At 70.9% G+C, this 13,468-nt stretch carries 13 protein-coding genes; 6 read left to right on the top strand and 7 right to left on the bottom strand.

All coding sequences use genetic code 11. The features are described 5' to 3' along the window. Positions 1 to 149 precede the first annotated feature (149 nt). Genes AB0J46_RS13790 through AB0J46_RS13780 form a run of 3 tightly spaced genes read right to left on the bottom strand, consistent with a single transcriptional unit; the run spans position 150 to position 3,231 of the window. On the bottom strand, positions 150 to 1,205 hold the full coding sequence (locus AB0J46_RS13790) for a prenyltransferase (protein WP_364330742.1): 1,056 nt from the start codon (positions 1,203 to 1,205) through the stop codon (positions 150 to 152). Then, positions 1,202 to 1,912 carry a methyltransferase domain-containing protein gene (locus AB0J46_RS13785; RefSeq protein WP_364330739.1) on the bottom strand — a complete coding sequence of 237 codons (711 nt, stop codon included), beginning with the start codon at positions 1,910 to 1,912 and terminating at the stop codon, positions 1,202 to 1,204. The genes AB0J46_RS13790 and AB0J46_RS13785 overlap by 4 nt, the downstream gene beginning before the upstream one ends. A gap of 47 nt (positions 1,913 to 1,959) precedes the next feature. Next, positions 1,960 to 3,231 carry a glycosyltransferase family 4 protein gene (locus AB0J46_RS13780; protein WP_364330736.1) on the bottom strand — a complete coding sequence of 424 codons (1,272 nt, stop codon included), beginning with the start codon at positions 3,229 to 3,231 and terminating at the stop codon, positions 1,960 to 1,962. A 266-nt stretch (positions 3,232 to 3,497) separates the two neighbouring features. Between AB0J46_RS13780 and AB0J46_RS13775 the strand changes: the two genes are divergently transcribed. From AB0J46_RS13775 to AB0J46_RS13765, 3 genes are all read left to right on the top strand, one after another. Continuing rightward, positions 3,498 to 4,526 (top strand): GDP-mannose 4,6-dehydratase, encoded by a 1,029-nt coding sequence (locus AB0J46_RS13775; RefSeq protein WP_357973477.1) that lies wholly within the window; start codon positions 3,498 to 3,500, stop codon positions 4,524 to 4,526. Between the two features lie 117 nt (positions 4,527 to 4,643). After that, on the top strand, positions 4,644 to 5,201 hold the full coding sequence (locus AB0J46_RS13770; RefSeq protein WP_352324016.1) for a helix-turn-helix domain-containing protein: 558 nt from the start codon (positions 4,644 to 4,646) through the stop codon (positions 5,199 to 5,201). After that, positions 5,194 to 6,030 (top strand): SRPBCC family protein, encoded by an 837-nt coding sequence (locus AB0J46_RS13765; RefSeq protein ID WP_364330731.1) that lies wholly within the window; start codon positions 5,194 to 5,196, stop codon positions 6,028 to 6,030. The genes AB0J46_RS13770 and AB0J46_RS13765 overlap by 8 nt, the downstream gene beginning before the upstream one ends. A gap of 10 nt (positions 6,031 to 6,040) precedes the next feature. Here AB0J46_RS13765 and AB0J46_RS13760 read toward each other — a convergent pair whose 3' ends face one another. Further along, positions 6,041 to 6,523 carry a MarR family winged helix-turn-helix transcriptional regulator gene (locus AB0J46_RS13760; RefSeq protein WP_364330728.1) on the bottom strand — a complete coding sequence of 161 codons (483 nt, stop codon included), beginning with the start codon at positions 6,521 to 6,523 and terminating at the stop codon, positions 6,041 to 6,043. Positions 6,524 to 6,598: 75 nt separating this feature from the next. Here AB0J46_RS13760 and AB0J46_RS13755 point away from each other — a divergent pair, with 75 nt between their 5' ends. Both AB0J46_RS13755 and AB0J46_RS13750 read left to right on the top strand, forming a co-directional pair. Further along, a complete protein-coding gene (locus AB0J46_RS13755; protein WP_364330725.1) occupies positions 6,599 to 7,450 on the top strand; it encodes an LLM class flavin-dependent oxidoreductase in 852 nt (283 codons plus the stop codon). Between the two features lie 274 nt (positions 7,451 to 7,724). After that, on the top strand, positions 7,725 to 8,546 hold the full coding sequence (locus AB0J46_RS13750; protein WP_364330722.1) for a hypothetical protein: 822 nt from the start codon (positions 7,725 to 7,727) through the stop codon (positions 8,544 to 8,546). Between the two features lie 35 nt (positions 8,547 to 8,581). Here the strand turns inward: AB0J46_RS13750 and AB0J46_RS13745 are convergent, their stop codons facing one another. From AB0J46_RS13745 to AB0J46_RS13735, 3 genes are all read right to left on the bottom strand, one after another. Further along, positions 8,582 to 9,766: a cytochrome P450 gene (locus tag AB0J46_RS13745; protein ID WP_358288833.1), complete on the bottom strand. Its 1,185-nt coding sequence runs from the start codon at positions 9,764 to 9,766 to the stop codon at positions 8,582 to 8,584. A 777-nt stretch (positions 9,767 to 10,543) separates the two neighbouring features. Further along, complete coding sequence (locus AB0J46_RS13740; RefSeq protein WP_364330717.1) at positions 10,544 to 11,209, bottom strand: response regulator transcription factor; 666 nt, start codon at positions 11,207 to 11,209, stop codon at positions 10,544 to 10,546. Positions 11,210 to 11,254: 45 nt separating this feature from the next. Then, entirely contained in the window at positions 11,255 to 12,406 is a 1,152-nt protein-coding gene (locus AB0J46_RS13735; RefSeq protein ID WP_364330714.1) for a sensor histidine kinase, read from the bottom strand. Between the two features lie 155 nt (positions 12,407 to 12,561). On the opposite strand from AB0J46_RS13735, the gene AB0J46_RS13730 reads away from it, so the two are divergent. Next, positions 12,562 to 13,353: a type II CAAX endopeptidase family protein gene (locus tag AB0J46_RS13730; RefSeq protein WP_364330711.1), complete on the top strand. Its 792-nt coding sequence runs from the start codon at positions 12,562 to 12,564 to the stop codon at positions 13,351 to 13,353. Positions 13,354 to 13,468 lie beyond the last annotated feature (115 nt).

Genomic DNA, 13,468 nt, shown 5'->3' with positions numbered 1-13,468 from the left:
TGTTGTGCCCGTGTCGCCCACGCTTCCCCCGAAGACGCCTCCTACGGCCAGACACGAAGCTAGTAACCCCATTGCGCCGTTCACCGGCGGCGCACCGGATGTCCCCGGCAAAGAACCCGCAAAAGCCCTTGCGCCGACGCCGTGCGGGATCAGCCGGGAGGCGCCGACCTGAACGACTGACGCTCCACGCACCCGCACGCCTCCGGATCCGACACCGACGTGCCCGCGATGTCGCGGAACAGCCCGGAACCGGGGGACAGGCGCTGCAACGCGTCCGCGGCGAGGATGGCCGCGGCCGCGGTGTAGCCGGAGCGCTCGTGCGGGAAGTGCTTGCGGTTGACGAACTGCCAGCCGGTCCAGTACGAGCCGTCCTCGTGGCGCAGGTGCTGGACGTCGGCGAAGAGGGCGGCGGCCCGCGTACGGTCGCCCATGGCGTCCAGGGCCAGCACCAGCTCGCACGTCTCGGCCCCGGTCACCCACGGCTGGTCGGACACGCACCGGATGCCGAGCCCCGGCACCACGAACGTGGACCACTCGCGCTCCAGCAGCTCGAACGCCTGCCGCCCGCGCACCGCGCCGCCCAGCACCGGGTAGTACCAGTCCATCGAGAACCGGCTCTTGTCGGCGAACGCCTCCGGGTGCGCCGACAACACGTGGGCCAGCCGGTCGGCGGCCAGCTCCCAGTGCGGCTGCGGGTCGCCCAGGTGGTCGGCGAGCAGCACGCCGCAGCGCAGGCCCTGGTGGATCGAGGAGCACCCGGTCAGCAGCGCGTACGCCGCCGCCCGGCCGTGGGCGTCCCGCTCCCAGACGATCTCGCCCCGCTCGGTCTGCAGGCCCACCACGTAGTCGAGCGCGGCCTTGACCATGGGCCAGTGGCGCTCGGCGTGCCCGCGGTCGCCGGTGACGAGAAGGTGGTGCCAGACGCCGGCGGCGACGTAGGCGGCGTGGTTGGACTCGCCGCCCGCCTCGGTGGCCACGCCGTCCAGCAGCTTCATCGGCCAGGAACCGTCGGGGCGCTGGTGGCGGCCCAGCCACTCCCAGCCGCGCCGCACCGGCTCGGTCAGCCCGGCCACGGCCATGCCCATCAGGCACTCGACGTGGTTCCACGCGTCCACGTGCCCCTCGGGCCAGGGCACGCCGCCGTCGTCCTGCTGGATGGCCGCGATGCTGAGGGCCGTGCGGACGACCTCCTCGCGGGAGATCATGGCTTCTTGACGTAGAGGACCACGCTCTTGCCGATGAGCGGGTTGAGCAGCGCCTCGGCGATCCTGGTGGCGGCCGGGCGCTTCATGATGTCCCACACCAGCAGCTCGTGGTACGCCTTGGCGACCGGGTGGTCGTCGTTGTTGACGCCCACCGCGCACTTGATCCACCAGTACGGCGCGTGCAGACCGTGGGCGTGGTGGTGCGGGCCGATCTCGAAGCCGACGGACTTGAGCTTGGCCGACAGCTCGGCCAGCGTGTAGATCCGCACGTGGCCGCCGGGGGCGGTGTGGTAGTCCTCGTCCAGGGCCCAGCAGATGCGCTCGGGCAGGAAGCTCGGCACGGTGATCGCCGCGGTGCCGCCCGGCTTGAGCACGCGGAAGATCTCCCGCATCGCGCTCATGTCGTCGGGGATGTGCTCCAGCACCTCGGCCGCGATGACCCGGTCGAAGCCGCCGTCCTCGAACGGCATGTCCAGCGCCGTGCCCTGGACGGTCTCGCCGGTCGCGCCCAGCGGCACCTCGCCCGCCTTGTCCATCGCCACGAACATGGCCGCCACGTTGTCCAGTTCGGCCTGGTCCATGTCGAAGGCGACGACGTCGGCGCCCTGGCGCAGCACCTCGAAGGCGTGCCTGCCGCCGCCGCAGCCCAGGTCGAGCACGCGCACGCCGGGGCCCACGGGGAGCCGGTCGAAGTCCACGGTCAGCACTTTGTCGCTTCTCCTTGATCAGCTCTTGGGGCTTTGCGTTCGGGGGGTCAGCGGCGGCTCTTGTGCGCCGCCATCGCCTCGCGGTACGCCTCGACCGTCCGCTTGGCGACGACGTGCCAGGTGTAGCGCTCCATGACCCGGTCGTAGCCGGCCCTGCCCACCCGCTCGCGCTCCTCGGGGGAGTCGTGCAGGCGGCGCAGCACGGCCGCCAGCTCCTCGGCGTCGCCCGGCGGGACCTGGACGGCGGCATCGCCCACGACCTCGGGCAGCGCGCCCGTACGGCTGGCCACCAGGGGCGTGCCGCAGGCCATGTGCTCGACGGCGGGCAGCGAGAAGCCCTCGTACAGCGAAGGGACCACGGAGATCTCCGAGGTGGCGATCAGCTCGCCCAGCTCGTCGTCGGAGATGCCGTGCACGAAGCGCACCCGGTCCTGCAGCGACAGCTCCTGGACCAGCCGCTCGGTCGGGCCGCCCGGGGTCGGCTTGCTGACCACGGTCAGGTTCACGTCGCGTTCGGTGGCGAGCTTGGCGACCGCGCGCAGCAGCGTGGCCACGCCCTTCATCGGCGAGTCCGCGCTGGCCACCGCGACGATCGAGCCCTTGCGGCGGGGCTTGTCCGGGCGCGGGTGGAAGTAGCGGGTGTCCACGCCGAGCGGGATCAGCCGCATGTTGGCCTGCGGGACGTTGAAGTCCCGGTGGATGTCGGCCAGCGACGACTCGCTGACGGTGAGGATCGGGCTGAGCCTGGGGGCGACGCGCGACTGCATCTTCACGAACCCGTACCAGCGGCGCATGGTGAGCTTCTTGTAGCCCGTGGCGGCCTCCAGCTCGATCCGCCGGTCGACGCTGATCGGGTGGTGGATCGTCCCGACCACGGGGAACAGCTTCTGGATGCCGAGCAGGCCGTAGCCGAGGGTCTGGTTGTCCTGGACGACGTCGAAGTCGCCGACGCGCTTCTTCAGCTCGCGGTAGGCGCGCAGGGTGAAGGTGAGCGGCTCGGGGAAGCCGGCCGTCCACATGGTGCCGACCTCCAGGAGGTCGATCCAGTCGCGGTACTCGGCCAGCTTCGGGGTCCTGAACGGGTCCTCGTCCCGGTAGAGGTCGAGGCTGGGCACCTCGCGCAGGACGACGCCCTCGTCCAGCTCGGGGTAGGGCGGTCCGGAGAACACCTCGACGTGGTGGCCGAGCGCGACCAGCTCACGGCTCAGGTGCCGGAGGTAGACGCCCTGCCCGCCGCAGGTGGGCTTGCTGCGATAGGACAGCAGCGCGATCCGCAGCGCCTCGCTCACGGACACCCCTTTCTCCGCCGGTAGGCCCATGTTTTCTGCGGTAAGGCCCCAAGAGGCGGGCGTGTACCGTGAAAGATGACCTTAGTCCGAGAAGGCTACCATTCGGTAGGTCACCTGGAATTGTTCACAACAGTCTCCACAGGCCGTGCGAACTGCGACATTAAGGTAACCGAGCGTGGTTCGGTGGAACAGGTTCTAGTGGGCTTTGGTGCTGCGTCCAGGCGCTTAGCTGTACATTCCCGTCCCAAAGGGACGCGGTGCGGGCCACCGTACCTACGTGATAGTTGGAGGACCCCTTGGCCAGGCGCGCTCTGATCACCGGCATCACCGGCCAGGACGGTTCCTACTTGGCCGAGCACCTGCTCGACCAGGGTTACGAGGTGTGGGGGCTGGCCCGCGGGCAGGCGAACCCGCGCGTCTCGCGCATGCGCAAGCTGCTGGCCGACGTCCAGGTGGTGCGGGGCGACCTGCTGGACCAGGGGTCGCTGATCTCCGCGGTGGAACGCGTTCAGCCCGACGAGGTGTACAACCTGGGGGCGATCTCGTTCGTGCCCATGTCGTGGGAGCAGGCCGAGCTGACCGCCGAGGTGACCGGTATGGGCGTCCTGCGGATGCTTGAGGCCATTCGGGTGTGTTCGGGCGTGTCGCGGGGCGGGGGATCGTCGTCCCCGGGGCAGATCCGCTTCTACCAGGCCTCGTCCTCGGAGATGTTCGGGCAGGTCACCGAGACCCCGCAGAACGAGCGCACCGCCTTCCACCCGCGCTCGCCGTACGGGGTGGCCAAGGCGTACGGGCACTTCCTCACGCAGAACTACCGCGAGTCGTACGGGATGTTCGCGGTGTCGGGCATCCTGTTCAACCACGAGTCGCCGCGGCGCGGCGCGGAGTTCGTGACCAGGAAGGTCACCCTCGGGGTGGCCCGGATCAAGCTCGGCCTGGCCACGGAGCTGCGGCTGGGCAACCTGGAGGCGCGCCGCGACTGGGGCTACGCGGGCGACTACGTCAAGGCGATGCACCTGATGCTCCAGGCCGCCAACCCCGAGGACTACGTGATCGGCACCGGGCGGATGAAGTCGGTGCGGGAGCTGGTGGAGGCCGCCTTCACGGCCGCCGGGCTGGACTGGGAGCGGCACGTGGTGGTCGACCAGGCGCTGCACCGCCCGGCGGAGGTGGACCTGCTGTGCGCCGACCCGAAGAAGGCGCGGGCGCAGCTGGGGTGGGAGCCGCGGGTGTCGTTCGACGAGCTGGTCGCGATGATGGTCGAGAGCGACCTGCGCCTGCTGTCCGCCGGCGGCGACCCCGACCAGGACAGCTCCTGGCCCTAGAGCCGGTTCCGCACCCCTTGGCCCGCCCGGTCCGGTGCGGGCCTTTTTGCTGCTTACGGCTGCTCTCGGTCTGCCTCATTGACAAAGAGGATTTTTACGTAAAAGATTGTTTTTGCGATGAGAGATGTCCTGTATCTGGAACAGATCGAGCAGGCCGAGGCGCTGCTCAAGCCGCAACGGGTCGAGGTGCTGAGGCAGCTGGCCGAGCCGCGTACGTGCTCGGAGGTCGCCGAACGCCTCGGGCAGACGCCGCAGCGGGTCTACTACCACGTCAAGCGGCTGGTCGAGGCCGGTCTCGTGGAGCTGGTGTCCGAGCGCAAGGTGCGCGGCGTCCACGAGGGCATCTACCAGGCCGGCGCCCGGTCGTACTGGTTGTCGCCGCGGCTGGTCGGCCGGATCGGGCTGCGCAAGGCGCGCGACGAGCTGAGCCTGGGCTACCTGCTCGACCTCATGGAGGAGGTCCAGGCCGACATCGCTGCGCTCGACCGGGACGCGCCCGAGCTGCCGTCCATCGGCCTGTCCGGAGAGATCCACGTGCGTCCGGAGAGCCGCCAGCAGTTCCTGAACGACCTGCAGGGCATGCTGCAGGAGCTTTTCACTCGTTACGGCGGCGCTGAGGGGGACGCCTTCAAGCTCGCCGTCGCCTGTTACCCCAAGGGAGAAGAGCATGAGTGAGCCGATGATCGCGAAGGTCCGCGTCCAGGCGCCGGTCAAGGAGGTGTGGCACGCGCTCACCGATCCGGCCGCGGCCCGGGTCTGGCTGGCCGAGCACGTCGAGGTGGACCTGCCGGACTGGTTCGAGTTCTGGGGCCGTACGACGCCGGAGGGCGACGCGCCGCACCAGCGGGTCCTGTCGGCCGACGAGCGCGGCGTGCGGTTCGCCTGGCTGCTGGACGGCGTCGAGACGACCGCCGAACTCGCGGTCGAGGAGGACGGCGACTCGGCGACGATCGTCTCGGTGACGCAGTCGCACTTCGACTTCCAGGACGTCGTCACCGGCGCCAGCATCCGGGGCGTGCTGCAGACGTACTGGTTCCAGGTGCTGGCCAGCCTGGCCGAGCACGTCGAGGGCCGCCCGCTCACGCCGCGCGCCGACTTCACCGCGCGCGAGCTGCGCGCCGAGGTCACCATCGACGCGACGCCCGCCCAGGTCTTCGAGTCGCTGGTCGACTCGGAGACGGTGAGCGAGTGGTTCGGGATGCCGATCGAGATCGAGCCGTACGTCGGCGGCCGGTTCGCCATGGGCGGGTTCGCGAACGACCCGTCGCCGGCCAAGGTGCTGGAGCTGGAGCCGGAGCGCCGGTTCTCCGTCGACTGGGGCGGCGCCGGGGTGAGCTCCTGGGAGCTCGCCGGGTCCGCCGGCCGGACGCGGCTGACGCTCGTGCAGAGCGGCTTCGACGCCGAGCGCCCGCCGTACGCGGCCTGGGGCGGGATGCTGTCCGGGGTGGCGGAGCTGCGGCGTTACCACGAGGTGCCGGACTGGCGTCCGATGTGGGTCGCCTGACCACACCGGGTCAGCCTGGTCGGCGCGGTGTGTCGTGGCCGCCGTCCGGCAGGTGGTCGAGGACGGTCTCGGCGATCGTGGCCAGCACCTCGATCTGCTCCCGCGAGAGCAGGTCGATGAAGTGCCTGCGCACCGACGCCACATGGGCGGGCGCCGCCTCCTGGATGGCCCGCAACCCTCCGTCGGTCAGCACGACCACGGCCCCGCGCGCGTCCCCCTCGAACCCCTCGCGGGTGACCAGCCCTCGCTGCTCCATCCGCGAGATGTGCCGGGAGAGGCGGCTCTTCGACCAGAGCATGCGGTCGGCCAGCGCGGTGAGCCGCCACCGGTGGCCGGGCGTGGAGGTCAGCGCCGACAGGACGTCGTAGTCGGGGGCCGACAGCCCCGAGTCGCTCGCGAGGTCGCGGCTGACCTGGGCGTCCAGCAGCAGGCGCATCCTGCGGTAGCCGATCCAGGCCCGGAACTCGGCGTCGTCCAGCCAGTTGGGCTCCATGACCCGGAAGTTTAGTTGACGTGTAACCGACCTCCGCTCTAGGTTTACATGTAAACCAAAGCGGAGGAGGCGGTCGTGTTCGGACTGGGCATATCGACGTCGGCGGCGCCGGGGGCCGATCCCGTGGGCGACGCCCGCGCGGCCGAGGAACTGGGCTTCGACTTCGTCTCGGCGTCGGACCACCCCTGCGGCGTCGAGCCCACGTACGAGCTGTGGACGATGCTGACCTGGGTGGCCGCCGCCACCTCGCGGATCAGGGTGGCGACGCGGGTGCTGGGAGTGCCGTACCGGCCGCCCGCGATGGTCGCCAAGATGGCCGAGACGCTGCACCGGCTGTCCGGCGGCCGGCTGATCCTCGGCCTCGGCGGCGGCTACTCCGACGAGGAGTTCCGCGCGTTCGGGCTCGGGGTGCCGACGCCCCGCGAGAAGGTGGACGGCATGGTGGAGGCCGTCCAGGTCATCCGCGGCCTGTGGTCCGAGTCGGACTTCACCTACGAAGGCTCCCGCTACCGCACCGATCGGGCCACCATCGAGCCCAAGCCCCTCAGCCCCATCCCGATCTGGCTGGGCACGTACGGGCCGCGCGCCCTCGACGCCACCGGCCGGCTGGCGGACGGCTGGATCCCGTCCCTGGGGTTCGCGCCGCCGGAGCGGGCGGCGGCCATGCGCGACCGGATCCTGTCGGCCGGTCGCGCCGTCGAGTGCGTCTACAACGTCACTTTTCGGATCGGCGCCCCCACCGAGACCCACGGCGTGGGCGACGGCGTGGTCGCCGGCTCGGTGGCGGAGGTGACCGACCGTCTGGCGGCGTTCGTGGGCCTGGGGTTCACGTCGATGAACTTCACGCCCCTCGGCCCCGGCCCGCGCGCCCAGGCCGAACGCCTGGCCGAGGACGTCCTGCCCGCGCTGCGCGCGGCGGCCTCCTGACCGGCGGCGGCCTGCCGGGAAGGCGATCCGGGCCTGCGGCGAAGCATGGGTGACCGTCCACCACTTCGTGAAGGCAGCCTGATGACGGAGACGAGAACGTGATCGCCGAAGCGGGCGAACAGCTGACCGACGCCGAGCCGGCCGCCCGGTGCCGGCGGGACCGATCGGCCTCTGCGACGATGCGGCGGAACCGCTGAGTGAGTAGCCCTACGGTTGTCCACAGAACGCGGTTCGGCCCTGCGGGGGCCCGGGTGAGGGCGTCAGCCTGGACCCCGTGAACGCCGCACTCTCGTTGCTCGGCCGCGCCGAGCGCATCACCCGGTCCTGCCGGCAGGCCGTCGTCTGCCGGCAGACGGCCGCACACGTCTGGGGCCTGAGCGTGCTCTCCGTCCCCGAGGCCGACTGGCCGGTGGAGGTGATCGCTCCCGCTCACCTGGCGATCCCCGGCTGCGTCACGTACGTGGGCGAACCGCCCGCCGACGACGTCACCGACCACGGGGGCGTCCGGCTCACCACCATGGCGCGCACGGCCCTCGACTGCGCCCGGTCGTTGCCGCGTCCCGAGGCGGTGGCAGCGCTCGACCAGTTCGCGCGGCGGGGCGTCGACATGGAGGCGCTGTGGCGTCGTCCGCTCAACTCCTGGCGGCTGCGCGACACGCTGAGCCTGGCCGACGGCGGCGCCGCCTCGCCCAGGGAGAGCTGGCTGCGGGTCGTCCTCGTCGACGGCGGCCTCCCCAGACCCGCCACGCAGCTCGCCGTGCCCCTGGACGGCGGCCGGCACGCCTACCTCGACCTGGGGTGGGAGCCGTACCAGGTGGGGGTCGAGTACGACGGCCAGGAGCACCACACCTCGCCGGCGGACCGGCGGCGTGACGCGGCCCGCCGCGAGGAGCTGCGGCGGCTGGGCTGGCGGGTGATCGCCGTACGCCGCGACGTCATCCCCGGCCAGATCGCCGGCCTCCTCCGGCACGTCGCCGACGCGTTGATCGAGCGCGGCTGGCAACCCGGCCCGGAGGGCACCGTCCGCGTCCTCCGCCAGATCCGCGCGGCCCGCCGCGGAACCGCTCGCCATCCCCGGCGCCGGCGGTTCTCGTGAGGGCGTCCCCAGCGGCTCGGAGGGCTTCGGCAAGGTCAGGCGATCGTGACCGGGAGCTCCTTGATGCCGTTGATGAAGTTCGAGCGCAGGCGGCGGGCCGGGCCGGCCTGGCGGATGCGTGGCCGACGCCTGGCCAGCTGCTCGAACAGGACACGCAGTTCCAGCTTGGCGAGGTGGTTGCCGAGGCAGAAGTGCGCGCCGCCGCCGCCGAACCCGATGTGCGTGTTGGGGGTGCGTCCGATGTCGAAGACCTCCGGATCCGGGAACACGGAGGCGTCCCGGTTGGCGGAGGAGTAGAAGACCACGACCTTGTCGCCGTCCTTGATGGGCTGCCCGCCGAGCACCTGGTCCGCCATCGACGTGCGCCGGAACAGGTTGACCGGCGAGACCCACCGGACGATCTCGTCGGCCGCCGTCCTGGCCAGCGTGGGGTCGGCCACCAGGCGGTCCCACTGGTCGGGGTGCTCGAAGAGGGCCAGCATGCCGCCGGAGGCCGCGTTGCGGGTGGTCTCGTTGCCCGCGACGATCAGCAGCAGGACGAACAGGTCGAACTCGTCCTCGCCGAGGGTTTCGCCCTTGTCGTCGGGCTGGAGGAGCTTGGTGATGATGTCGTCCTTGGGGGCGGCTCTGCGCTGCGCCGCGAGCTCGTTGGCGTAGGCGTACACCTCCATGGCGGCGCCGGAGCCCTCCTCGGGGGTCGCCGCGTAGTCGGGGTCCTGGGCGCCGATCATTCGGTTGGACCAGGAGAACAGCTTGTCGCGGTCGGTCGCGGGAGCGCCGAGCAGCTCGCAGATCACGTACAGGGGGAGGGGGGCGGAGACCTCGGTGACGAAGTCCACCTCGCCGGAGCACTTGTCGAGCAGGTCGTCGCAGATGTCGCGGATGTGCTGTTCGAGGGCGCCGATCGTCCGGGGGGTGAAGCCGCGGTTGACCAGGGATCGCCGCCTGGTGTGCTCGGGCGGGTCCTGGTTGAGCATCATCAGCCGCTGGAGGGCGATCTGGTCCTCGGGCATCTCGTCGAAGAGGGCGAGCTTCTTGGCCGAGGAGAACAGGTCGGAGTGGCGGGACACGTGCACGACGTCCTCGTAGCGGGTGACCGCCCAGAACCCGGGCTCGCCGTCGTGCCAGTGGACGGGGGAGTTGGCGCGGAGCCAGGCGAGCTGTTCGTGGGGTGGGCCGGAAGTCGCGTAACGGTCCCTGTCGACGAGGTCGATATGCACGCGCGGTCACCTCTTGATCAAGCGCTTGGTTTATTCGTACTGAAACGTGTTCTATTACGCCACTGTACGGCCGTCAAGTAGCCCACCCCACCACCCTCGAGACACCCCCGCCATAACCCCAGAGCAGACACCCCCCTTCCCCGCCCGCCATAACCCGACAGCAGACAACCTCTCACCACCGGCGCTTCCTCACCCACGCTCCAGCCCAAGCACCACAGCGGTGCCGCCCCCAGCGCTCACCACCCCCAACCCCTCACCCGCATGGGACCTGCACTTCTGGTAGGGCGGCCTGGCCGCCGTACGGGTCCGCGCCCGATATGCCCCTTCCTCTCATGGACCTGCCCCCCTCCGATACGGCCCCCGTGCCGCCCTTCACCCATGTGGGGTGCACCCTCTTGTAAGGCCTCTCACCCGTACAGCCCCCTCACCCGCATAGCCCTGTAGTACTCGTACGGCGGCCTCTCACCCGTACAGCCCCTCACCCGCATGGCCCTGTAGTCCCGGTACGGCGGCCCTCACCCGTACAGCCCGCGTACGACCGCCACCGTCTGGCCCATCACCTGCATGCCCCCGGCCCGCACGGCCCTCCGCCGCTCTCCTGGAAGGTCAGGCTGCTGCATCCGGGGTTGATGAACCTGCGGACTGTTGTTGGCGGTGCAGGCGAGAACTCGGCGCTCTCGCCCGTAAGGCCCGCCGAAGGCCCGAAGGCCCGAAAGCCCGGGGGCGGTCCCGGGGGCGCGGGGAATGGGGGAGCGGAGAAGGGGGCGAGGTGGTCGATCAGGGCCCGATGTCTGTGGGTGTGTGGTCGGTGTCCTTGAGGTGGAGGGCGAGGCGGGTGCGGTCGGGGATGCCGTACTTGCGCAGCAGGCTTGAGACGTGGTTCTTCGCCGTGCCCTCGGTGATGCGCAGCCGTGCCGCGATCTCCCGGTTCGTGGCCCCCGCGGCGATCAGCTTGGCGATCTCGGACTCCCTGGTAGACAGACGTTCCTGGTGAGGCAGCGCCGTGGGCGCAGCGGGGGTGCGCCGTAACTCGGCCACCAGACGTTCGGCGACGGGCGAGGCGAGCACCGTCTCCCCGCGGCTCGCCCGGCGGATGGCGTCGACCAGTTCCTCCGGCGTGCAGTCCTTGAGCAGGTAGCCGACGGCCCCGCCGCGCAGGGCGCCGAAGATGTAGTCGTCCTCGTCGAAGGTGCTGAGCACGATCGCGGCCACGCCGAGATGCCCGGCCGACAGCCGGCGGATGAGCTCGACGCCGTCCATCCTGGGCATCCTCGCGTCCACCAGCGCCACGTCCGGCCGGCACTGCGCGGCCACGCGCAGCGCCTCCTCGCCGTCGGCGGCCTCGCCGGCCACCTCGATGCCGTCCTCGATCTCCAGCATCTTGCGCAGCCCTCGCCGGATCAGCTCCTGGTCGTCGGCCAGCAGGACCCTGATCGTCGTCATGTCACCCCGCCCGCGTCTCGCCGTCCGGAATGTGCTCGCGCCGAGTCATGACGCTACCTCGCCGAGCCGTGCCGGGAGCTCCGCCCGTACCTCGAAACCGCCTTCCGGGCGGTCGCCCGCGACCAGGGTGCCGCCCACCGTGCGGGCGCGTTCGGCGAGGGAGCGCAGGCCGAAGCCGTCGCGCGCGTCCGCGCGCCGGCCCGCGCCGTCGTCGGCGACCACCAGGACCACCCGTCCGCCGCCGAAGGTCAGCCGTCCGCGGACGTGGCGGGCTCCCGCGTGCCGGACGGCGTTCGTCAGGCCCTCCTGCAGCACGCGGTAGAGCACCAGCTCCACGTCGGGCTCCAGCGGCACCTCCGCACCCTCGACCTCGAAGGACACCGCAAGCCCCGTGCCGTCGAACGAGGCCGCCAGCCGCTCCAGCGCCGCGCTGCTGACCTGGCCCTCCAGTTCGAGCGGACGCAGGGCTCTGACCCAGCGGCGGGCGTCGGCCAGGGCCGCCACACTGGTCTCCTTGGCCAGCCGCACCTCGTCCCAGGCGGCCTCGGGGCGGCGCGTACGTAAGCGTCCGGCGTTCTCCAGGCTGATCTTGATCACGGTCAGGTGGTGGCCGATAGAGCCGTGCATCTCCGCCCCCATCCGCGCCCGCTCCTGCGCGACCGTGAGCTCCCGTACGCGGGCGAGCAGCCGCTGCGCCTCGGCCCGCCGGCGCCGCGCCTCCAGCACGGCCGACGTCATGCCGAGCACGAACGAGGCGGCCACGACGAACGGCACGGCCTGACCGGCGGCGTCCATCAGACTCCGGTCGTACATCACGATGTCCAAGGTGGACATGACAGCGGTCAGGCAGCCGATGATGATCGTCGCGGCGCGCATGTCGTACACGAACGCGACGTTCGCGATGGCGATGAGCGTCAGCAGCATGTGCGACCCGTCCGAGCCCAGTGGTCCCAGCGCGAGGGTGGCCAGCAGGAACACCAGCGCGACCGGACGCCGCCACCCGGTGGCGCGCCGCCAGGGCAGCAGCAGCCACAGCGCGGCCACGAGCGCCAGGACGGCATAGAACATCACGATCTGGGCCGGCGTTCCCAGGCCGGAGGCGTACGCGATCGCGGTGCCCGTGAGCACCACCCAGAACACCACGCTGAACAGGGCCGGCCGGTCGGGGTCACGCAGCCTGGCCAGAGAGGGCGGCATGCCCGACGACTCTAGCCGCGCGCGTGGGAGCTGTGATCCTCCCTCAGGCCCATGACGATTGTCATGCTGGATTCAGACTCCGGGCTGATGTGCCGACCAGGTCCGGTTACCTAGCGTGTTCTTCCATGACCCGAGCCACACATCCCGTCTGGGCAGTGCTGATTACCGTGGCCGCCACCTTCGCGCAAGTCATCGTCGGCACCGCCCCAGTGACCCTCCTCCTGGCCTCCGACCATCCCCTCTACCGGCCGCTCGGCATGATCGGCATCACGCTGGCCGCGCTCGGGCTGGTCTATCTGATCCGGCGCTTCCTCGGCAGGCAGTCCTGGGCCGGCGTCGGCATGGAACGATCCCGGCGGGCCGTGCCGCAGCTGCTGCTGGGGGTCGTGGCGGGCGCGGTCCCGACGGTGGCCGCCATCCTGTTGTCGCTGGCGTTCGGCGTGACGTCCTTGGCGCCGACCGAGACGATCCTCGCCAATCCGGGCCTGGTGCCGTACGGCATCGCGTTCGCCCTGCTCAGCCAGGCGTTTCCGGAGGAGTTACTGTGGCGGGGGCACCTGTTCGACACCCTCTCGGCGCGGTTGTCGCCGAGAGCCGTGCTGATCGTGGTGTCGGTGGGGTTCGGCGCGCTGCACATCCTCTCCAACAGCCCGGCCGACTCACCGGCCGAACGGCTGCTGTACGTGGTGCAGGCCATCGCACTCGGCTTCGCGTGCGCGGCGGCGCGGGCGCGTACGGGAGCGTTGTGGATGGCAGTCGGCGTGCACCTCGGCCTGCACACCGGCAACCTTCTGCTCCCGACGGAGGCCGTCCACTACGGCGTGCAACTCGTCATCCTGACCTGCACGCTCACCTTCAGCGGGCTGTTGCTGCTCCGGTACGGGAAGGGAACGCGAGAGCAGGAGGCATGCCACCCGGGGCCCAGCACTTACGAGCCGGGCCGCTGACGTTCTCCGGCGCACGTCGCCGACGGCCGCCCTCACCTACGGGCGTACATCGCGGCGACAACCACGACACACATCAGGCCCAGCCGTCCGAACCTGGTGGGCCGCCCATCCCCAT

Source organism: Nonomuraea sp. NPDC049758, assembly GCF_040674635.1.
Classification (GTDB): domain Bacteria; phylum Actinomycetota; class Actinomycetes; order Streptosporangiales; family Streptosporangiaceae; genus Nonomuraea.
Note: the sequence above shows the minus strand (reverse complement) of the source record. Positions and strands in the feature narration are given on the sequence as shown.